This window comes from Lacipirellula parvula, from assembly GCF_009177095.1.
Classification (GTDB): domain Bacteria; phylum Planctomycetota; class Planctomycetia; order Pirellulales; family Lacipirellulaceae; genus Lacipirellula; species Lacipirellula parvula.
The window spans coordinates 6,033,315-6,054,500 of record NZ_AP021861.1; the positions used below are offsets into that span (position 1 = coordinate 6,033,315).

Sequence of the window (21,186 nt, forward strand, 5' to 3'; positions counted from 1 at the left end):
ATCGGAGCTCCTCCCGCTGTGGCGCTAACTGCTTCTTCTGAGCGCCCTGCCCCGATCGACCTTTCTCCAGAGAAAGCCGATCGCTTGCTTCGTTCGATCGAGCAGGCCGCCCATCTGCTGCCGACTCAGGGCCCGATCACGGTCTTCGTCCATCATAATACGCTCCACGCCTTCGAGGAGTTGCGCTTCGACGCGGCGCTCGGCCGCTCGCAACGCGTCTACGGCAGTCAACCGTTCCTGATGGAAGAACGCTACCGACGCGAACTCGCGCGCGGGCGAATCAAGGAAGCGGATCTCGCCGCCGTCCTCGAAGCAGACCTCGCCGATCGCGCCGACGAACTCATCGGGCTGCTGGGAACGCGTTTCCACCTCCGGCTCGCGATGCTCAAGCATTCGCTGCGCACGGCGCCGAGCCCCGAACTACGGTGGGTGGTCGCCGAGACCGACGCGCTGCGCACCTTTCGCAGCGACGTCCCGCCGGAGATTCGCCGGCGACTGGTCGAGGGAACGCGTCGCTGGATCATGCGCGACTTCCGTGCGGGTGTCGCGAATTCGGGACAACTAAGCGAGCCGTTGCTGGAGCAGTTGATTGAGAAAACACTCGATCAGTTTGATCGCCAAAAGATCGAATCGTGGCACGACGCCCAGTGGGAGGAAGTTTGTTTGCAACTCTTGTGGCGACTTTCTTTCGACGGCGTCCAGCGCACCGGCCGAACGACTCCCGCCCCGCCGGCAGCCCTGCGCCACCGCGACGCCCTGCTGCAGGCGACCGGAGTCGACGCCGACGAGTTGGCCAACGAAGTGCTGATTCGCTACGCCGCGGCCTTCCTCGACCAAGGGTACGCCCACTGGCCGCTTCCTGATCGCGACGCCGGGTTCTATCAGTCGTTCCTGAGAGTGTACGGTCATTCGGGAGGCGTCGTTCCCCACTGGCTCATGGGGATCAAACGCGAACTTGCCAGACTGCAGCGCGAGCAAGTCACGCCGCTCGCGTGCATCGAGGAATCGCTCGACCTCCTCGGCGTCTCGGCCGAGGAACGCGACGAGTTCATCGCGGCGTCGTTGCTTGCGCTGCGCGGCTGGGCCGGCATGATCTGGCAGATGGAGACGAACGCCGAATGGGCCGTACGGCCGGCGCCGCGCGGCACGCTCGTCGAATTCCTGGCGGTACGGCTGCTGCTCGATCGCTTCGCCGCCGCTCACATCGCGAAAGAAGCGCTGGGCGATGCGGAGCCGCTCGCAATGCTTCGCTCACGAGTCACCGCAATTCACGCCGCGCGCACGCCCACCGGCAAGACGCAACTGGCGTTCTTGGTTTTCCAGCTCTGCCAAGTGCGGGGCGTCCTGCCTGAAGAACTCTTCCGTTTGCCTGAAAAGACTTGGGGGCAGCTGGCGGACGAGCTGTCCGCCTTCGACGACTTCGAGCGCCGCCGCACATTTCAGTTGGCCTACGAGCGCCGCTACCGCAATCAAACGCTCGACGCCCTCGCGATTCACAACCGCTGCCAGCAGCCGAATGACGCCGCCTCGCGGCAGGCGCCTTCGTTCCAGATCGTTTGCTGCATCGACGACCGCGAAGAATCGTTCCGGCGCCACTTGGAGGAAGTCGATCCTGCGTGCGAGACGCTTGGATACGCCGGCTTCTTCGGCGTGGCGATGTATTACCGCGGCGTTGCCGACGCCCACAGCCGGCCTCTGTGTCCGGTGGCAGTCAAACCGCAGCATTACGTCAAAGAACTGCCGGCGTACGCACTCGAAGAAGTCGATCGTCGTCGGTCGCGCTTTCGGCGGCTGTTCGGCGCGGCTTCGCATCAGTTTCACCGGGGCAGCCGTTCGCTTCTCGGCGGCGCCGTCACGGCCCTCTTCGGCACGCTGGCGTCCGTGCCGCTCGTGACTCGGATCCTGTTTCCGCGCATTTCCGCGCAGATCCGCAAGCTGTTCGGTCAGATCGTTCGCCCGCCCGCAGCAACGCAGTTGCTGCTTGAGCGAAGCGAAGCGAAGCCCGGCCCCGACGCAGGCCACGTGGGCTACAGCGTCGACGAAATGACCGACGTCGTCGAGCAGACGCTTCGCGATACGGGACTTACTCGCAATTTTTCACGACTGGTACTGTTCTGTGGACATGGTTCGTCCAGCTTGAACAACCCGCATGAAAGCGCCTACAACTGCGGCGCTTGTAGCGGCGGCAGCGGCGGACCGAATGCCCGCGCCTTCTGCCAAATGGCAAACGACCCACGCGTCCGAGCGAGACTGGCAGACCGCGGGCTCGACATTCCCGCAGAAGCCTACTTCATCGGCGCGTTTCACAACACCTGCACCGATGGCGTCGACTACTTCGATCTCGATCGCCTGCCGGCCGCCCACCAAGAACTGTTCGCGACGACGCGGCGAACCATCGACGAAGCGCGGCGCCGCAACGCCCACGAACGCTGCCGACGTTTTGAATCGGCGGAACTATCGCTCACGCCCGCCGCGGCGCTCGCGCATGTCGAGCTCCGCTCGGAAGACTTGTCGCAAGCGCGGCCCGAGTACAATCACGCGACCAACGCAGCAGTCTTCGTCGGACGACGTGCACGGAGCCGCGGGCTTTTCATGGATCGGCGCACCTTCCTGGCGTCGTACGATCCGACGCAAGACGCCGAGGACGGGGCAATCCTGGCAAGAATCCTCGCCGCGGTAATCCCCGTTTGCGCGGGCATCAATCTGGAGTACTACTTCTCCTGCGTCGACGTCGAGGGCTACGGCTGTGGCTCAAAGTTGCCCCACAACATCACGTCGCTGCTGGGGGTGATGGAAGGGGCGTCGAGCGATTTGCGGCCAGGGCTTTCGGCCCAGATGATCGAAATCCATGAACCGCTCCGAATCCTGTTCGTCATTGAAACAACGCCGGCCGCACTGGAGCGAATCATGACCGCCAACCCGACGATCGCGCGGCTTTGCCGCAACGAGTGGGTGCAACTGGCGACGTTGAGTCCTGAAAACGCGACGATCCACCTCTTCAGCAACGGGCGATTCGAGCGATACGTTACCGAATCCGACCAACTGCCCGAAGCAGCGGCTTCGATCGATTGGTACCGCGGCTGGCGCGATCATCTGGGCTACGCTTCAATCAAAGCGTCCGTCTCGCCAACTCCCGCTTCCAGGCTCAAGGGGAGGACGCCGCGATGAACGACGAGCAACTCTTCCAACTGCTGGGAACGTCCGTCGTTGCGTGCCCGACGCTGCTGTTGACGGTGCTGGGCGTCTCGTCGCTTGTCGGCCGGCCGCTACGCGAACGGACGGCGAGCCGGCTCACTCAGGGCGCCGTGGCGACGGGGCTACTTGCATCGATCGGCATTCTCGTGCTGATGCTAATTACCGATCGCCGACTGGTTGAACTCGACATGGGCCACTGGCTGGCACTTGAGAAGCAGCACTTTCATTTCACCTTCAAGTTCGTGTTTGATCGGCTCTCCGTGCCATTCGTGATTCTCTCCTTCGCCCTCTGCGGCGTGACCGGCGCGTTCGCAAGCAAGTACCTACATCGCGAGCCGGGCTACGGGCGATTTTTCGTGCTATATGCGATGTTCCTGCTGGGGATGGTCGTCACCTCGCTGGCCGGGACGATCGAAACATTGTTCGCCGGGTGGGAACTCGTCGGCCTGTCGTCCGCGCTTCTCGTCGGCTTCTTCCACGAACGCTCGGCGCCGGTGCGAAACGGGCTGCGCGTTTGGACCGTCTATCGCGTGGCCGATGCGGCGTTCCTGTTGGCGACGCTCGCGCTCCACCATCTCGCTGGTGGCGGCGACTTCGGCGGATTGATGGGGAACAGCCCATGGCCCGCGGGGCATGCAGCGCTCACTACGAATCAGGCGTTGTTCGTCGGCCTGCTGCTGTTGGTCGCCGCGGCCGGCAAGAGCGCGCTCGTTCCGTTCTCAGGCTGGCTGCCGCGCGCAATGGAAGGGCCCACGCCGTCGAGCGCTATTTTCTACGGCGCCCTGTCGGTTCATCTCGGCGCCTTCTTGTTGCTGCGATTCGGCCCACTGCTCGAAGCATCGACGCTCCTGTGCGTCGTGGTCGTGGCGCTTGGGCTTGTTTCAGCAATTTTTGGAGCACTCGCCGCGCGAGTGCAAACCGACGTGAAAAGCGCCCTCGCCTTTGCCGCGCTCACTCAGGTAAGCATCATTTTCGTCGAAATCGGCTGCGGCCTCCGTTACATCGCGCTGATCCACATCATCGGCCATGCCTGCTTGCGAACGCTGCAACTCCTGCGGGCACCGACGCTGCTGCACGACTACCACGACCTCGAAAACGCCATCGGCGGCCATCTCCCGCAACAGGCGACGTTCTGGCAACGCATTGTGCCCGCGGCACTGCGTCGCCAGGCGTTCCGCTTGGCATTTGAACGCGGCTTCTTCGACACGCTGCTTGGCGACTACTGCGTTCGTCCGTTTCTCAGCTTCTTCCGACGGTGCGACGCCATGGAACGACGCTGGACGAATTTCCTGGCAGGCCAAACGTCGCGCAACGCCGCGCCCCTCCAAGCAACGGGAGACGTCGCCGACGACATACAGTGACTGAACTCCACCTTCCCTGGTTGCAACTGGCGATCGCGCTGCCAGCGCTCGGCGCGCTGTCACTAATCGGCCTGCGCAACCATGCAGCGACTCAGCGCCGCACGCTCCTCTGCAGCGGGTTGTCGCTCGCGTGCGCAGCAGGAGCCTGGCTCGACTTCGGTTCACTCCATGCAATTGCAGCACACGACCGCTGGTCGATCGCCTCTCGGCTCTTCGGCGTCGAGTTCTTCGTCATCGACGAATTAAATGCGCCGCTACTGCCGATGGCGGCGCTAATCAGCTTCGTCACCGCGCTCGCGACGCTGCGCACAAAATTCCGCCACTATCCGTTCACGATCAGTTTGCTCTCCGAGACGATCCTGCTCGCGACGCTCAGCTGCCGCCACTCGTGGGGCATCGTCGCCCTGCTCGCGATCAGCGTGCTGCCGCCGCTATGGGAACTCCACAGTCGCGGCAAACCAATGCGCGTGTTTGCGATTCATATTTCATTCTTCGTCACGCTGCTCGTCGCTGGATGGTGGCTTGTCGAACGAACAACGCCCGGCACGGCGTCCTCGAGTCTCGCGTTTGGACTGTTGACCGCCGCCGTGCTGCTGCGCTGCGGGGCCGTGCCGTTCCACTGCTGGATCACCGACCTGTTCGAACACGCCGCGTTCGGCACGTCGCTGTTGTTCGTCACGCCCATGGTCGGCGTCTACGCGGCTGTGCGCTTGCTACTGCCGACGGCTCCCGACTGGGCCCTGCAGAGTCTCGCACTAGTCTCCATCGTCACGGCCGTCTACGCCGCTGGGATGGCGCTGGTGCAACGCGACGGCCGGCGGTTCTTCTGCTATTTGTTCTTGAGCCACTCGTCGCTCGTGCTCGTCGGACTTGAATCGGCCACTCCCATCGGTTTGACTGGCGCTCTCTGCCTCTGGATCTCGGTCGGCCTGGCGCTCACCGGATTCGGCCTGACGCTGCGAGCGATCGAATCCCGTACTGGCCGCCTCTCGCTCAGCGAATTCCACGGCCTTTACGAACATACGCCAACGCTCGCGGCGTTCTTCCTGATTACCGGCCTCGCGAGCATCGGCTTTCCCGGGACGATCGGCTTCGTCGGCGCCGAACTGCTGCTTGAGGGCGCCATCGGCGTCCACCCGTGGATCTGCTTGCTGGCGGTGCTCACTGCCGCGCTCAACGGCATCGCCGTGCTGCAGGCTTACTTCCGCATCTTCACGGGCAAGCGTTACTTCCCGACGATCTCCCTGCGAAGCCGCCTACCGGAACGGATCGCCGTGCTGGCCCTTGCAGCGCTCCTGCTCGGCGGCGGCCTCTTTCCTCAGCCAGGGCTGACCTCGCGTTACCGCGCCGCCAGCGAATTGATCGCCGCCCGCCTTGAGCGGCTTGGCCAGAGGTCGGCGATGCGAGCTGCCAGCGACTGACCGAGAGCATGTCGGCCGTAAGCGGCCAAACTTACCGCTTTCTGCGGCTTCTTTTCCCCGGTTTTGCTGGCGTCCAAAGTGTCCGGCGCCGATGCAAATATTGACGCCTCGGCGACCCGAGCCAACTCGGACCGCGTTGACTTTTCCCCAGCCGCGAACTAGAAGTATCAGTGACTGCTAATAGGTTTTGGCAGGCGATTTTCGGGCCCAGCGGCCCCTCTGGACGCCATGATTCGCTCACTGATCAACGCCGCGAACGTCGCTTGCCAATGGGGCGGGCAATGCGCGTTTCGATCAATGGTGCTGGCGATCGCACTAGTCGCGTACGGCTCGATCCCGAGTCTCTCGCTCGTGCAGACCGAGGTCGAATCTGAGGTTCAAGAAGAGGCCGCGACCGCTTCCAAACCGATCGGAGAGTTCCGACGCAGCCTCCGCTACGTCGACCTCGCTTACCCGGTGAAGAGCGGCCAAGTGGCGGCCCATGTTTGTCGTTCGCCAGCCTTAGCGGCCCATTACGTTGATTCGATTCCGCACCTCTCGGCCGGACTGGCGCTTCCGCTGCGCTGTTAGCAGGGCAACCGCCTCCGGCGCGCTCTTGCGGTGCGCCTGTGAGGTCGCTCGACGAACTCGGCGGCGTTTGCCAGAGCGTTTCTTCCATCCAGTCGAACTTGCGGTTGCCTCGTCGAGCCTACGCGAGCGCATCTTGCGTCCGTCGGCTCCGGCTGCTCGCTTCGACTTACATGCCGCGGCCGACCATCGGCTGCGCCATTCACCGACTTACGATTCGGAATCTTACCTACCATGCAAAAACTAGTAGACGGCGTTCATCGCTTCCAAAACGACGTGTTCTCCACGCACGAGCGCTTCTTCAAGCGGCTCGTCGAGGGCCAAAAGCCTCTGGCGCTGTTCATCACCTGTTCGGACTCGCGCATCGATCCGAACATGATCACTCAGACCGAGCCAGGCGAACTATTCATCCTCCGCAATGCGGGGAACATCGTTCCCACCTACTCCAATACCAGCAGCGGTGAAGCGGCGACCATCGAGTACGCCGTCGCCGTCCTCGGCGTGCAGGATGTCATCGTCTGCGGCCACTCCCACTGCGGCGCCATGGGCGCACTGCTCGACCCGAGCCAGGTGACGAACCTCCCTTCGGTGCGCGGCTGGCTCGGCCACGCCGAGGCGACTGCTCGCATCATTCGCGAAAATTACGGACACATCACCGATCCGCAGGCAAAGCTCACCGCGACCGTCGAGGAAAACGTCCTCGTCCAGCTTGAAAACCTCCGCACTCATCCCAGCGTCCTAGCTGCGATGGGGCGCAACGAGTTGCGGCTCCACGGTTGGGTTTACAAGTTCGAAACAGGCCAAGTCTTCGCATTCAATCCGCAAGACGGACAGTTCGAATCGGTGGGCGACCAAGGCTTCGAGCCCCGTCCGATCATGCCGCACTTGCGAGCGATCTAAACACAGGCGATTAACCACAGAGGACACAGAGAGCACGGAGAAGAGGGCGCTGATTGAGGCAGCCAATCTTCTTCGTGCTTTTTCTATGTGGCCTCTGTGTTCTCTGGTGAGAGCACTTGATGATTGCAGTTCTCTAGCCGCCAATGAACAAACCTGAACCAGCCTCGCCGCTGCGTTATTGGAAGCAAGACTTCCTCTCGTCGATCGTCGTCTTCTTCGTCGCCCTCCCCCTCTGCATGGGCGTTGCGCTCGCGTCCGGCGCCCCGGTGGCGGCGGGCCTCATCACTGGTATCGTCGGCGGCATCGTGGCCGGCTCGCTCGCCGGTTGTCAGCTGCAAGTCAGCGGTCCCGCCGCCGGCCTCACCGTCATCGTTTTTGAAATCATCCAGCGGCTTGGCCTCGAAATGCTTGGCCTCGCCGTCCTCATTGCCGGCGCGATGCAGATCGTCGCCGGCGGACTGAAGCTCGGCCCCTGGTTCCGCGCCGTCTCGCCCGCCGTCATCCACGGCATGCTCGCGGGCATCGGCGTCCTCATCTTCGCCAGCCAGTTCCATGTGATGGTCGACGACAAACCGCGTCGTAGCGGCTTGGAAAATCTCGCGACCATCCCGCAAGCGATCTACAAGACATTCAACGGCCCGCCGCTTGCCGGCGAAGAAGAGCGCATCTTCCGCCGCCACGCTCTGCAGGAGATGGCCGACCTCCATCACGATCAGATCAACATGCGGGTCCACGCCGCGGAGCTCATTCCTTACGCGCACATCGCCCCAGCGAGCCCGGCGCTCGAGCAAGTCGAAGAACCGCAGCTCAAAACGCTCATCCCCGAGCAGGAACGCATCACGCGACACCTGCTGCAACTTCGCGACGAGATGATTACGGCCGAGGGCGCCTCGGACGGCCAAGTTCACCTCGACGCGGCCAAGGTCGCGCTCCAGGAGGCGATCGTCCGTAGCGAAGCTGCTGAGGCGGCGCTTCGCTCAGGCAAAGCGGTTGATGCGATCGCTACGCAAGAGGCCGCCGTGGCCGCGATCGATGTTGCCGCCAAGCGGCTGAGGAACCATCGCATTGCCGCGATCCTTGGCATCGGCACGATCGTGATCATCATCCTGTGGCAAAAACTCTCGCCGCGGAAGCTTCGGCTCGTCCCGGCGCCGCTGATCGCGATCGTCGCGGCGCTGCTGGCTGCTTACTTCCTGATGCTGCCCGTATTCTACGTCGAACTCCCCGGCAGCCTGTGGGAGGAGGTTCGCCTGCCGACGCTCACGCTGTTGCAAAACGCCCATTGGGGCGAGCTGCTGCAAACCGCGGCGCTTATCGCCATTATCGCCAGCGCCGAAACGCTGCTGTGCGCCACCGCCGTCGACCAACTGGCGCATGGTCAACGCACGAACTACGACCGCGAACTGACGGCTCAAGGAGTCGGCAATATCATCTGCGGCACGCTCGGCGCGCTGCCGATGACCGGCGTCATCGTCCGCAGCTCAGCTAATGTCCAGGCCGGCGCCAAAAGCCGCCTCTCGACCATTCTTCATGGCGTTTGGCTGTTGGTGTTCGTCGTCGCGCTCGGCGGCCTCTTGCAGATGATTCCCACCGCCAGCCTCGCCGCGGTGCTCGTCTACACCGGTTACAAGCTGGTGAACATCAAGGAGATCAAACGACTCCTCGAGTTCGGCTGGGGCGAGGTCGCCATCTATCTGGCGACGCTGATCACGATCGTTGCGAAAGATCTGCTGGTCGGCGTCGTCGTTGGCATCGCGCTCGCCGCGGCCAAGCTCCTGTACACCTTCTCGCGGCTTGGCATCAAGATTGACCGCGATGAAGCGCAGAACCGCTACCGCATGCGACTCGCCGGAGCGGCAACGTTCGTCCGGCTGCCCAAACTGGCTGCCGCACTCGAGCAGTTCCCCAGCGATGCGGAAGTTCAGGTCGAACTCGACCGTCTGTCGTACATCGATCACGCCTGCCTCGAATTGCTCACCTCCTGGGGCGAGCAGCACCAAGCCTCCGGCGGGCGGCTGTCGATCGATTGGGACACGCTACGCGCCAGTGCGCACCGCTCGTCGCCTCGCAGGAGGACAACTGGCGAACCAGAAGCAGCGTAGCTGTCGCAATCTATAGCACTATCGTTGACTCACTTCGTCGCCCTGCACCGCGGCCCGCACGTCGCTCGTCCGCGGTATCCCCTGCTGCACGCGGGCATGCTCGGTGACGTGCACCGCCTTCTCCGTCGGCTCCAGCGGCACGTGATGGATACGCGCCTGTACCTGCGTCATCTCGGCGCCGAACAGCAGAATGAGGCACGAGTAGTACACCCACAGAATCACGATCACAAGCGACCCCGCGGCCCCATAGCTCGAACCGAGCGAGCTGTGACCTAGATAGAGCCCAAACAGCAACTTGCCAATCACGAACAGCCCCGCCGTCACGAACGCCCCCAGCCACACGTCGCGCCACGCCACCTTCACGTCAGGCAGCACGCGGTAAATCAGCGCGAACAGCAGCGTGATTAGCGCCAGCGATAAAAGCGATTCGATGAATTGAACCCCGACGACGTACGGCGACGCCACTCGCACCGCCGCGGCCATCGCGGCGCTCGTCACGAGCGAAATCAACATCAGAAACCAGATCACCAGCACCATCGCGAACGCAAAGAAGCGGTCGATGATCATCTGCACGATCCCCAACCCCGGCTTCGGCTGAACTTCCCAGATCGTGTTGAGCGAATCTTTCAGCTCCGTGAAAACGCCGGTCGCGGCGAAGATCATCGTGGCGATGCCGATCCCCGTCGCGATCGGCGTCGCCGCCCGCGGCTGGGCGTTGGCGATCAGCGTCTCGATCGCCGCGGCGCCGTCGTTGCCAATTAGGAAAGCCGCTTGGGCGAGAATCTCGCGCAGCGCCACCTCCGAGCCGAAGCTCCGCTCGGCAATTTTGAAGGCGATGACGACGATTGGCGTGAGGGAAAAAACGGCGTAGAAGGCAATCGCCGCCGCCATCCGCGGCACTTTGTCTTCGTGCCATTCAAAGAACGCACCGCGCAAGACGCGCGGCAACTCGTGCAGCGTTCGGGAAGGAAACAACATCGCCGGGCCTGCCGCCTGCAGTTCGTGGGTCCTCGATTAGACCCATAGCGGCAAACTCCGTGCCGCACGGTCGGATGCATGCCGGCGACGACCTGGGGCGAAAATCAACGGCCTATGGCGTGATCCGGCAAACAAACCGCCCGGCAATCTCGTACGAGTTGGCCACTTGGCGAACGCGAGTCGTTTCCAGAACGACCGGCAGTAGATTGACGCCAGCGTAAGTAAAATCAATCGCCAGGTACGGCTGCGGGATCCGCCGCGTGTGGAACAGCGCGGCGCCTCCGCCCGAGACGTTGAGCGTCAGCACCCGCTCCGCCGGCGCCGTAATCCGCAAGTCGCCGCTGAGCGGAATCACCGTCACCGGCGCCGCGACGATATGCCGCCGCTGAGCACGCGTATCGGTCCCCATGAATTTGCGATTGGCGAAGCACTCCACCAGCCGCATCACATCGCGTTTGCTCGCCGTTTGCGCCCCGGCGCCGAGGTGAACGTTCAGCTCGCGCATCACTTCGTGGTAGCAGATCGGCTTGGCGACTCCACGCAGGAGCTTGCCGTCCTTCTCTTGCGGTCGCGCAAAGAAAACCGAACCGCACCGCCGGCAGAGCCACGGGCTGGCAGGCGCCGAGACGCTCGGCCGACGCAGCATCACGGGCGTGCTGCAGCTGCCGCAACGCTCGATAGCGTCATCGAGTGCGCAGACTGCGCCGCCAACGGCGGCGTAGTCATCGTCGACGGCGGAGGTTTCGATCATCGGTAGCGGCTCGCTGCTGAGTCGTTACGGATCTCTGACGGGGAAAAGCCTGAGGGACATTGGCAAGCTTATGTCAACTTTCGCCTGGATGCGGTTTGCCGTCGTCGATTGGATCGAGAAATGGCCGTCGCAACCGTCCGGTTGTTCCGGTAGTAGCGACGCACAGACAAAATGTTCTTATTCGATCCCGAATTCTTCCGACAGGCGAGCCGTTTCCGCGTTTCGCTCAGACGCCGGCCGCAGCCGGAGCGTAATACTGGCTCCGCATCGCCTCGATGCCCTTCGCCAGCACCGTCCGCCAGGCTCGGTCAGTCACGGGCGAGAACTTCGGGTCATGCTTCGCGATCGTCTTCACGAGGGCGTTCACCCACAGGTCGTACCACTGCGGCTTGATGTCCATCCGCCCCTGCGAATGCGATTCGCCGAGCTTGTCGACCTTCATCCGTCCGACGGCCGTGCCGTTGAAATACATGATCATGAACGAGATGCCGTCGCGGAGCAGCCGCTTTTGCTTCGCCATATCGGTGTTGACGAATTTGCCGGCGATGACGCTCGACGACGCCAAAAACGCATCGTAGAAATCATCGAAAAATTTCGGCGAGAGGCAGCACGCGCCGTAGCTGCTTTGAACTAGGTCTTTGTCGGCAGTCATTCGTCTGTTTCCCGCGATTGATAAGGCAGAGGCCGAGGCGCCTCTCTATTTTCAACTTAGGTCGCGGGGCGAGGAGACGAGCGGAATCCCGTTGGGGTTTCGGTTTGTAGCAACCGCTGCTGGAATGGCCGCACGGCCCTGGACGCATCGACTCTAGCCCCGGGCTCCGCCCGGGGGTCGGTTTGCCATTCAGAGAAGCGTAGTCGCTCGCACTGCCCCCCCGGGCGGAGCCCGGGGCTAGGAATGCAACTGCGACGTTCGCCGCGTCTTAGCGACGCCGGCGCAACCCGCAGAACGCGGCCGCCGCGAGAATGAGCGGCAGCGCCGCCGGCTCAGGAACCGCCGCAGCGGCCGCTGCCCCGATGCTCGTGCTCACGAACCCCAAGTACTGCCGCCACAAATCTAAATCAGCGTCATCCACAACGCCGTCGGCGTTCCCATCGGCGGCATTTTGCTTGAGCGGATAGTAACCGGTGCTGCCGTTCTCGCGCTGCCAGACAAGAAAGTCGGCGCCATCGACCGTGCCGTTGCCGTCAAAATCGCCCGGCGGCAGCAGGTTGTCGATGATGGACCGCGCATCGCTGATCTGCAGATCGTTCAACAGCGCCGCCGCATTGTCTAGCAGCGTTTGCTTCGCAGCGTCGCCCGCATACGCCTTCCGCGCACGATAGAGTTGGAACACCAACTCCAGTTCCGCCTCGCCATACTCGACGCCGGTAAAATCCTGCAGCTTCAGCAAATAGTCGTAGCCCGTTTCCACCGTCGGCTCGAACATCGTTCCTTCGCCGAAGTCGTTCCAAGTGGCAAGTTGCACGAAGTCGAGCTTGCTGGCGTACTGGTTGGCGAGGCTCAACGTGCGATCGAGCACCTGCCCGTTGTTGTGCGGAATGTCGAACGGAATGATGTCGCCGACGCCCCCTTGGACGTAGTAGTCGTTGAAACCAGGAAACGCGACGCCGCCAAACGAGCCTGACGCCGTCGCGCGAAACTTGTAAAAGTCTTCAACGTGCTGATCATACGTCCGGCTCGCGTCTTGATAGATCCACGCATACTCGCCGTCGGCGTTCACTCCGGCGTCGTTCCGCTCGTACCACAGCGTTTGGAAATCAACCGGCTCGCCCGCTTGTCCTAGAATCTCGGTCCATTGCGCCGGCTGTTGAAACGCGATCGGCCCAAAAACGTTCAACAGCGGATCGTTGTCGGCGTTGATGCGAATGTAGTTCGGATCGTTGAAGTAATTGTCGCGTAGATAAGCGACATTGGCCTTCGCCTGGCTGATATTCGTCGAGAAGCGATCTTCGAGAACGACGTTGTAATCGAGGCCGAAATCGTTCGTCTGGGCGATAATCGCGTTCGAGCTGTTCAGCAGGTCGTTAATGTCGCCGTTCGAACCCTGGACGCCATACCAGTTGACCATGACGCCGTCGACGCCGCTCATCTTCATCAACAGCAGATGATACTCGATGACGTCGGCGTCGCGCGACGCATACGGACCGATCTTTGGATAGTAGTGAGCGGCAATCTGACGGCGTCCCTGCGAATCCACGACGTTGGGATTCTTGTTGCTCATCTTCCAGTGCCAGCCCCATGCACTGCCGCCGAGCGTCGCCGGGGTTTCGAACCACGGCATGTAGTGCATGTAGACCTTCGCTGGATTGGTCTTCACCGGATCGGCCGCAACGACGACGCGCAGCGACGACGCTGCAATCAGCAGCGCGGCGAGCAGCGGCAGCGATCGGAGAAGTCGGCTCAAAGGGGCGTTGCCAATCAAAGCGAGCGCACGGCAGAACGCGGCCCGCGGAGAGTTGAGGAGTCGTTTAACGTCGCTTCGCCGGCTCGCGCCAGCCGGCGGGAGCTTGCTTCGACAACTCCAGGTTAATCTCATTCGCCCCAGGCGCGACAGTAAATTTCAGGCCCGAGGTCTCTGGCGAGGCGTACCAGGCGGGCGTGATCGCCGCTCCGGCCGGCGCCGGGCCGCCTAACTCGGTTTGGTTCACCGCTGGGCGCTCGCGGGCGACGATCGTCACGCTGTACTCGCCCGGCTTCAAGCCCGCCTCGCGACCGGTGTAGACCTCGTAGTTGCCGGCTGCATCGCTCATCGCGTACGACTGCGTCCCGCCGCTTGTAGGAACGAACGAGATCGAACCCGAAGGAACCGGCGCGCCTTCCAGCGTAACGATGCCCTCGACGGTCGCTTGGTTGCTCGTGCCGCCGCAACCGACAAGCAAGGCCGACAGCATCAAGGCGGGGTAAACAAACGATGTACTGAACTGGCGCACGCCGAGCCCTCGCTAGGTTCCTATTGCTTGCTACGGCAGCCGCGCAATTTCGCCGCCGTCGCGCGTCGAGAGGGCGCGATAGCTCAGCATATCGATTCCCTCTTGAACGAACTGCACCGAACCGTCGGCCATCACGAATTGGGCGCCGCCGGCGTGCATGCTCTTGAAGCCGCGGACCGATTTCGAAATCGTCGCATCTTTGAAGTCTTCCGGCGACAACTGAATCGGCAGATAGTTCAGCGGAATGCTGCAAGTCGCCCAATCGCCGTCGGAGAAGAAGGCCGCCGAGTGGTAATCGGTGAAGACGACGTTCTCGCCGGCCAGGAACGTGTTGCTGCTGCCGTCGGTGATTCGCTTCATGTTCAGCGGCGTCCAGATGCTGGCCCGCTGAAAGATGCCGTTGTTAGACATCGTGTTGTGCGTGTCAGGCGAACCGCTGATGTTGCTGGCAGGCGGATCGACGTTCGTGCTGCAAGGCGTCGCTTCGACGGAGAGGAGCGAATCGCCGATGCAGCCTTTGTAGCTGGTCGTCGCGGTAATCGTGCCTGGTTGAAAGTTCCAGTACCATTGCTGGCCATCCGACGGCGCAGCCGAATCGTCTGAGGGGCAACTCAAAATGGGAAGCTGAGTGGAAACAATTGGTCGAATTGCTAAATTGCCCATCCCAAAACCGATGGTCGCACGGGCACGAAACATCACGCCCGGAGCGCAAACGTAATTGGCGACAATCTGAGCATGAGAAGCCTGCTGCTCAATATAAGGGAGGATGTCGACGATCCACCCTTTGCCGTTGTACCCCGGCTTGGGAACGGCAACCGTTTCTCGAACTGCAGCACTACCGCTGCCGCACTGAGCCGTCTGATTGTCCCAGCCGTCTACATGCGGAATGCTCTGCGGAAAGCACTTCTTAGCATCGTGGTGGTTCAGACAAGCCAATCCGATATTCTTTAGGTTGTTCGTGCACTGCGAGCGCCGCGCCGCCTCCCGCGCCGCTTGCACCGCGGGCAGCAAGAGCGCCACCAAGACGCCGATGATGGCGATCACCACCAGCAGTTCCACTAGCGTGAAGCCGCCGCTTCGCCAGGCGCTCCGCGAACAGCTGTTCATTCTTCTGGACATACATGCAACTCCTCTGCAATTCCGCTTCCACGCGGTTCGTGCGTTAGCGTGCGACTCGCTGCGACCGCCCGACGCCGTACAACGCCAATCCAGCAACGGCCAACAAGCCGAACGTCGCCGGCTCCGGCACGGCCGCCACCGCGGGCGCCGCCGCTCCCGTTCCGAAGTTTGCCTTCCAAGTCGCCAAGTCCGCCGGACTGAGCGCCGTCGGCGATCCGCCGCGCTGCCAGACGAGGAAGTCGACCCCATCGACGCGGCTATCGCTGTTGAAATCCCCCGGCACGCCAGCCTGCGTGATCAGGCTTAGGTCGTTCCAACGCACCGTGTAGGTGCCCGAACTGCCGTACCCACCTGGATCGAGTTGCATATGCATATGGGCCAGAGAATTCAGATCGAGGCCGGGCGTGGTGCCTGGCGCGCTGTACCAGGTCGGAGACGTGATGGGCATCGTCAGCACGTGGTTTCCTAAGAGCTGACCGTACCAAGCAAAGTTGGCGCTTGTGCCATCAGCGTCGATCAACGTAACAATTGGCCCCAGATGACCATCGGCCGTAGGCAACCCTTCAAGTGTGACGTCAAGTTTGATGTCCGTGCTCCCCGCGCCTTGAATTGCCAGCGCACCGATGTAGACGTAGTTGCTGCCGTATCCGGTAGCGGTCACGTTGTAGCTTGTCGCGCCGTAGTCGATGGTCGCTGAAGGCGCCACCCAGGAGGCGTAAAGCGCATCCTCAAAAAAACCCAAGTCGAAGCTGGCGATCTGCACGTCGGCTCGCGCCGTTCCGCTGAACGACAACGGCAAGCAGACAGCCGTGCCGAGAACAATGAGAGTGAGCAGGTTCTTCATGTGAGTCGCATCCCCGTCTCGAAAATCTCGAACTTGTGTTGCAACAACGGCGCGCCGTGCACTGCGTGCCCCCAGCAGCAGTGCACGGCGGCCGCCGATGATTCTTACGACCTCGCCCGTTGGCGGCGGCAACCCAGCACCAAGGCGCCGGCGCACGCGGCGAGCGTCAATGTCGCCGGCTCAGGCACCACGTTGGTCAACCGCAGGTTTTGCCATTCAATCGTGTATTGCCCTTGCGATCCGAAACCGCCCGGATCGAGTTGCATGTGCATGTGCGTCAGCGTGTTGAGGTCGAGACCCGGCGTCGTCCCCGCCACGGCGGTCCACGTCGGCGAATCGACCGGCAGCGTCAGCACATGGCTTCCTAAGGTCTGCCCGTACCACGCATAGTTGACGTGCGTGCCGTCGCCGTCGATGAGGCCGACGATCGGACCCAACATGCCGTCAGCAGCCGCCGGACCGCTCAAGTTGACGGTCAACTCGATGGTGTTGTTGCCGGCGCCGACGATCTCCGGAAAGCCGATGTACTTGTAATTACTGCCGTAGCCCGTCGCCGTGATGCTGTAGCTCGTGGGGCCGGAGACGACGGTGCTCGACGGCAGGGCCCACGAAGGATAAAGGGCGTCGGAAACGAAGTTGTCGAAGTTTGTAATCAGCGCATCGGCCTGGGCGACTCCCGACAGCAACATGCTGCCAAGCGCTGCCATCAAGGCGCAGCGACGCAAAGACTTCATCATTGGATCTTTCTCCCTTCGAAGGTGTTCAAGAGTGATGAGAGGAGTGTTGACGGAAGAGGTCGAGACGCGATCAATCGCGCCTAGAAATGCAAAAACGTTGGTGTCAGCCGAATGAGATAAACCGCCGCCTATGGCACACGCAAATGAGAGCCGATGCGACGAATAGCGAGCAAGAACGTGGAGAAAAAGAGTCGACTTAAAATTTCGATCAAGACGATATCGGAGAAGTAGGTGGCCTCATCCTTGCAACCTGTAGCGTTCATGCTATGCTAAGAAAAAGAGGGTGTCAACGGTTCTACCGCTCTTTTCTGAGATACGCTCTATACGGCCGCCGCGTAGCGATACCGTCGGCATTGGCCGGCTGTTTCGCAGGAACGCCCGGCAGCCGCACATTGCAAATTCACTCGCACCCGCTGCGACGCTAGCGGCCACGCGAGCTGCCAACCCCGAATTAACGAGCCCCGAACTCAATCCGCCTTTCGCGACGCACGCATGCCGGCTCCAGCCAAATATACGGAGGTGATGTCCGTCATCCAGCGTCGCATTGACGAGGGCGACTACCTGCTCAGCAGCATCCCCGGCGAGCGGAAGATCGCCGAAGATACGGGCGTTAGCTACATGACGGCTCGCCGGGCCGTCTCTGAATTACTTGAACTGAAGGTGCTCACCCGCCATCCGTCCGGCGCCCTCGACGTCCACCCGTCGTACGCCAAGCGGACTCGACCTGCGGAGGTGGTGCTCCTTTATCCCGCGTATGCGTCGACTTACCTGACGCAGCTTCGTGGCCTCGTCTCCGAGTTCGCCGACGAACGCGAAGTCCGTCTGCGGCCGGTGCAGTTCGTTCATTGGGATGAAAGCACTGTCGTCGAAGCCGCCGCCCAGGCTCGCGGCGCCATCGTCATTCCGTCAGGCGAACCGCTTCCGCCGCGGCTGATCGAGGCGTTCAAAGCCAAAAAGATCGTAATGCTCGACGGCGACTATTCCGACGTCGGCATCAGGTCGATCCGACTCTTCTCGCAAGCCAGTATTCAGAAGGTTCTCAACCACCTGTACGACCTGGGCCATCGGCAGATCGATTGCGTCAATACTCAGAATCAGAACGCCGAGATCCGCCGCCGTATCGACATTTGGCGGCAATGGATCGAGCGTAAGGGCATCGCCGGCCGCCTATGGGACAACCCGGCCGCTCCCTACACCGATCCGACGATCGCCGCCTACAAGTTAATGTCGCGTCTGCTCGACAACGGCCAGATCGAAGCGACGGCGCTAGTCGGCACCACATGCCCGGCCGCCATCGGCATGATGCGTGCGAGTTGGGAACGGGGCGTGCACGTCGGCAAAGAGCTGTCGATTTGCGCGATGAACATCGAACCGCCGGCCGAGTTCTTCTGCCCGTCGATTACCGGCCTGCAAATGCCGAAGCTCGCCGGAGTGCTGGGGGCTTGCTTCGACTGGATCTTCGGGCCCGATCAGTTCGACGGGGCCAAACTGCTCGAACCCAAAAGCGCCGCGTTATTTGAGGGCGAATCAACCCGCCGCCCCACTGCCGCCTCCATCGCCAAGAAGTAATTGCCTGGCGAAGGCGTATTTAGCGACAGATTCTGGCGACTAACGCCCTCTTGAGAGGGATATTAGCCTGTACAGAAGACGGACGGCCGTTATATAACACGGATCGCCCGTGGCTGATGATGACTATCCGGTTTCCAGCGCGGCCTCCGGATGCTAGCGTCCGCTCGCCCTCATGAGGCGCTGGGGAAAACCCTTCAACCCGCTATTTCCTGGGAAACTACGCTATTTGCTGGGCAAAACGCCCGTTGTAGAACATAGTCGCGAGTCAGCTCACTCGTCTTTTCTCTTGTCATTGCGCATTTGTTTTCAGCGCTTCCCGCAAAAATCACGCCCCAGCCGCCGTTTGGCACGTCACTGGCATAAGGGGGCCCGCCGAGAGCGAGGCCCCGCCTTGCCGTGCGAGGCCAGAACGAGGAGCGAGAATATGCCTGTCACCGGACGCCAACGCCGCCATTCCGGATTTACGTTAGTCGAACTATTGGTTGTGATCGCCATTATTGGCGTCCTCGTAGCCTTACTGCTGCCCGCCGTGCAAGCCGCCCGCGAGGCCGCCCGCCGCAGCCAATGCTTGAACAACTTCAAGCAGCTCGGGTTGGCGATGCAGAACCATCACGACACGTTCCGCTATCTGCCCGTGGATATCAATCGGCAGCCATCGCTGACGAAGCATCGATCGCAGCTGTACCTCCAATTGCTGCCGTTTATGGAAGGCTCCGCGTTACGCGCGGCTTACGATTTCACAGCTGCTGCCACAGCCCCCAAAAACTTGAACCTGCTGTCGCGCCCGGAACCAATGTTGGCGTGCGCCAGCGACGAATCGCAGCTTCATACTGAAGGCGGTAACGACAACGGCGGCGATCGTAAATCGAGCTACGGGTTTAACTACGGCTATGGCACATACTCTCAGCTCGTGAGCGATCCACTGCGTCGCGGACCGTTCTGGGCGAATCCGGGCGTCCCCAACGACGACGCCAAGAAAGAGTTTTGGCGTTTCGGCAAGGAGACCGGTACGCCAAATAAGGAGCAAGACACTTCCGGCCAACAGGTCAACTACAAGAACATCAGCGATGGCTTGAGCAATACCTTTCTACAGCTTGAAATGCGCCAAGTCCCGTCGGACGACGAAAACGATCAAGACCGTCGAGCCCGCGTTTGGATCTTTACCGCGGGTTCCTACCAGATCACGACTCGCATGGCGCCCAACTCTTCGGCGCCAGACGTCACCGTATGCTCGACGCAAAACAACGCCATCGCGCCATGCCTACGGAAGTCTGGCGCTGCGCAATTCATTCTTGCCTCGCGCAGCGCCCACTCGGGCGGCGTCAACGCCTCAAAGTGCGACGGCTCCGCTGAGTTCGTCAGCGACGGCGTCGATCTCGCCGTGTGGCGTTCGCAAAGCACCATCGCCGCCGACGATCCGCCGCTGTACGCGAACGACCCCGAAGGCAACGGCCAGTAGCCGCACGTGAAACATCTCTCGCCGCAAACAAGTCACTAATCACCACTCGCCAGTCACTACCCAGGATTCTCCCCTCATGCGTCGCTCCCTACTCTCGTCCACGCTCGTCGCTTTGCTCACTGGATTGCTCGCCAGCGTTGCCGTCACGCCCGCCCAAGCTATTACTGTCACCGGCCGCGGCTTTTCGAACCATAGCCACGACCAGTTCAGCACCACGACTTCGGCCGGCTCGCCCTTCTTCACCGGCTCGACCAACTCCAGCGACGGCACCCAATACACCATCGGCCCGTCGAACGGACTCACCGGGAGCATCCGCACCCCGAATGGCCCTGGCTCCTCGCCCACAGGTTCGAGCACGACGGTCAGCGGCCACGTCTCGATCACCGGCAACGCCACTTCCGTCGGCGCCGATGCGGCAGCCGGTACGGCCGACGACTGGCTCAACGGCAACGGCGTGCCCGCCGGCGTAACGCTGAGCTACGACATCCTGTTTACCATTTCGTCGGCCAACGGCATGAACCTCATCACTGCCAACGGCAACACCGGCAACGGGCTGGCGATCGCCAACACCGCCAACCAGAACTACGGAAATCTCGATGCCGGCGAGCAGCTAAATTTCAGCACGATCACCGCCAGCAACTACGTGTGGGGCGGAGCACCGACCGAATCATTTAGCTTCACGCCGATTTCCACCGGGACCACGCGCTTCACCGCGTTCCGTTCGAATAGCCTCGACATTGCCTCCGAAGGCGCCACCCTCTCCGATGGGACCAATACGTGGGGATTCGGCACCTCCACCGGCACGGTCGTCAGCAATATCCCGATCACCAACACGCTCAGCGCGACGTTCAGTCCCGCTGGTGGCGACGTGCCGTTGACCCTGAAGACCGACGTCGGCGCCTGGGCCCTGAAGGGCTTCCAACTCAGCACGCCGATCTCGTACGACGTCATCGCCGTCGCGCCGCCAGTCAACGCCGACTTCAACGCCGATACGTTCGTCGACGGCGCCGACTTCCTCATCTGGCAACGCGGCTACGGCCTCGCCACCGGCGCCCTGCTCGCCGACGGCGACGCCAACGGCGATGGTGCGGTAAACGACCTCGACCTCGCGGCTTGGAATGCCAACTTCGGCGCCGGCCCGACGCCGCCGATCTCGGCGGTCCCGGAACCTGCCGCGCTAACGCTTGCAGGCATCGCAATCCTCGCCTCGGCTGCGATGCGGCGACGATCGTAGATCGGCGTCGACCAATCA

The 21,186-nt window shown here is 62.1% G+C and carries 17 protein-coding genes; 9 read left to right on the top strand and 8 right to left on the bottom strand.

What is annotated here, in order from left to right; genetic code table 11:
• Nucleotides 1-84 precede the first annotated feature (84 nt).
• From PLANPX_RS23675 to PLANPX_RS27575, 6 genes are all read left to right on the top strand, one after another.
• Complete coding sequence (locus PLANPX_RS23675) at nt 85-3,168, top strand: DUF2309 domain-containing protein (RefSeq protein WP_232536226.1); 3,084 nt, start codon at nt 85-87, stop codon at nt 3,166-3,168.
• Nucleotides 3,165-4,556 (top strand): proton-conducting transporter membrane subunit, encoded by a 1,392-nt coding sequence (locus tag PLANPX_RS23680; protein WP_152101110.1) that lies wholly within the window; start codon nt 3,165-3,167, stop codon nt 4,554-4,556. Before PLANPX_RS23675 ends, PLANPX_RS23680 begins: the two co-directional genes overlap by 4 nt.
• The gene (locus tag PLANPX_RS23685) at nt 4,553-5,977 is read left to right on the top strand and encodes a proton-conducting transporter membrane subunit (protein ID WP_152101111.1); all 1,425 of its coding nucleotides are present in this window, start codon (nt 4,553-4,555) and stop codon (nt 5,975-5,977) included. The genes PLANPX_RS23680 and PLANPX_RS23685 overlap by 4 nt, the downstream gene beginning before the upstream one ends.
• Before the next feature lie 228 nt (nt 5,978-6,205).
• A complete protein-coding gene (locus tag PLANPX_RS23690) occupies nt 6,206-6,547 on the top strand; it encodes a hypothetical protein (protein ID WP_152101112.1) in 342 nt (113 codons plus the stop codon).
• A gap of 231 nt (nt 6,548-6,778) precedes the next feature.
• Nucleotides 6,779-7,444, top strand: a complete 666-nt coding sequence (locus PLANPX_RS23695) for a carbonic anhydrase (protein WP_152101113.1) — start codon at nt 6,779-6,781, stop codon at nt 7,442-7,444.
• A gap of 143 nt (nt 7,445-7,587) precedes the next feature.
• Complete coding sequence (locus PLANPX_RS27575; protein ID WP_172992291.1) at nt 7,588-9,546, top strand: SulP family inorganic anion transporter; 1,959 nt, start codon at nt 7,588-7,590, stop codon at nt 9,544-9,546.
• Nucleotides 9,547-9,564: 18 nt separating this feature from the next.
• On the opposite strand, the gene PLANPX_RS23705 is transcribed toward PLANPX_RS27575, so the two are convergent.
• The 8 genes from PLANPX_RS23705 to PLANPX_RS23740 all read right to left on the bottom strand — a co-directional run bounded on the left by PLANPX_RS23705 (nt 9,565) and on the right by PLANPX_RS23740 (nt 16,906).
• Nucleotides 9,565-10,524, bottom strand: coding sequence for a YihY/virulence factor BrkB family protein (locus PLANPX_RS23705; RefSeq protein ID WP_152101114.1), 960 nt, complete (start codon nt 10,522-10,524; stop codon nt 9,565-9,567).
• Between the two features lie 112 nt (nt 10,525-10,636).
• The gene (locus tag PLANPX_RS23710) at nt 10,637-11,275 is read right to left on the bottom strand and encodes a hypothetical protein (protein ID WP_152101115.1); all 639 of its coding nucleotides are present in this window, start codon (nt 11,273-11,275) and stop codon (nt 10,637-10,639) included.
• A gap of 226 nt (nt 11,276-11,501) precedes the next feature.
• Entirely contained in the window at nt 11,502-11,927 is a 426-nt protein-coding gene (locus tag PLANPX_RS23715; protein WP_152101116.1) for a globin, read from the bottom strand.
• A gap of 268 nt (nt 11,928-12,195) precedes the next feature.
• Complete coding sequence (locus tag PLANPX_RS23720) at nt 12,196-13,680, bottom strand: glycoside hydrolase family 99-like domain-containing protein (protein ID WP_172992292.1); 1,485 nt, start codon at nt 13,678-13,680, stop codon at nt 12,196-12,198.
• 64 nt (nt 13,681-13,744) lie between these two features.
• Nucleotides 13,745-14,206, bottom strand: coding sequence for a carboxypeptidase-like regulatory domain-containing protein (locus tag PLANPX_RS23725; protein WP_152101117.1), 462 nt, complete (start codon nt 14,204-14,206; stop codon nt 13,745-13,747).
• A gap of 30 nt (nt 14,207-14,236) precedes the next feature.
• Nucleotides 14,237-15,325, bottom strand: a complete 1,089-nt coding sequence (locus PLANPX_RS23730; RefSeq protein ID WP_152101118.1) for a DUF1559 domain-containing protein — start codon at nt 15,323-15,325, stop codon at nt 14,237-14,239.
• 43 nt (nt 15,326-15,368) lie between these two features.
• On the bottom strand, nt 15,369-16,169 hold the full coding sequence (locus tag PLANPX_RS23735; protein WP_152101119.1) for a hypothetical protein: 801 nt from the start codon (nt 16,167-16,169) through the stop codon (nt 15,369-15,371).
• A gap of 104 nt (nt 16,170-16,273) precedes the next feature.
• Nucleotides 16,274-16,906, bottom strand: coding sequence for a hypothetical protein (locus PLANPX_RS23740; RefSeq protein WP_152101120.1), 633 nt, complete (start codon nt 16,904-16,906; stop codon nt 16,274-16,276).
• A gap of 492 nt (nt 16,907-17,398) precedes the next feature.
• On the opposite strand from PLANPX_RS23740, the gene PLANPX_RS23745 reads away from it, so the two are divergent.
• The 3 genes from PLANPX_RS23745 to PLANPX_RS23755 all read left to right on the top strand — a co-directional run bounded on the left by PLANPX_RS23745 (nt 17,399) and on the right by PLANPX_RS23755 (nt 21,168).
• Nucleotides 17,399-18,475: a substrate-binding domain-containing protein gene (locus PLANPX_RS23745; RefSeq protein WP_152101121.1), complete on the top strand. Its 1,077-nt coding sequence runs from the start codon at nt 17,399-17,401 to the stop codon at nt 18,473-18,475.
• A gap of 424 nt (nt 18,476-18,899) precedes the next feature.
• On the top strand, nt 18,900-19,934 hold the full coding sequence (locus PLANPX_RS23750) for a DUF1559 domain-containing protein (RefSeq protein ID WP_172992293.1): 1,035 nt from the start codon (nt 18,900-18,902) through the stop codon (nt 19,932-19,934).
• A gap of 76 nt (nt 19,935-20,010) precedes the next feature.
• Entirely contained in the window at nt 20,011-21,168 is a 1,158-nt protein-coding gene (locus PLANPX_RS23755; RefSeq protein ID WP_152101123.1) for a PEP-CTERM sorting domain-containing protein, read from the top strand.
• The last annotated feature ends 18 nt before the right edge of the window (nt 21,169-21,186 follow it).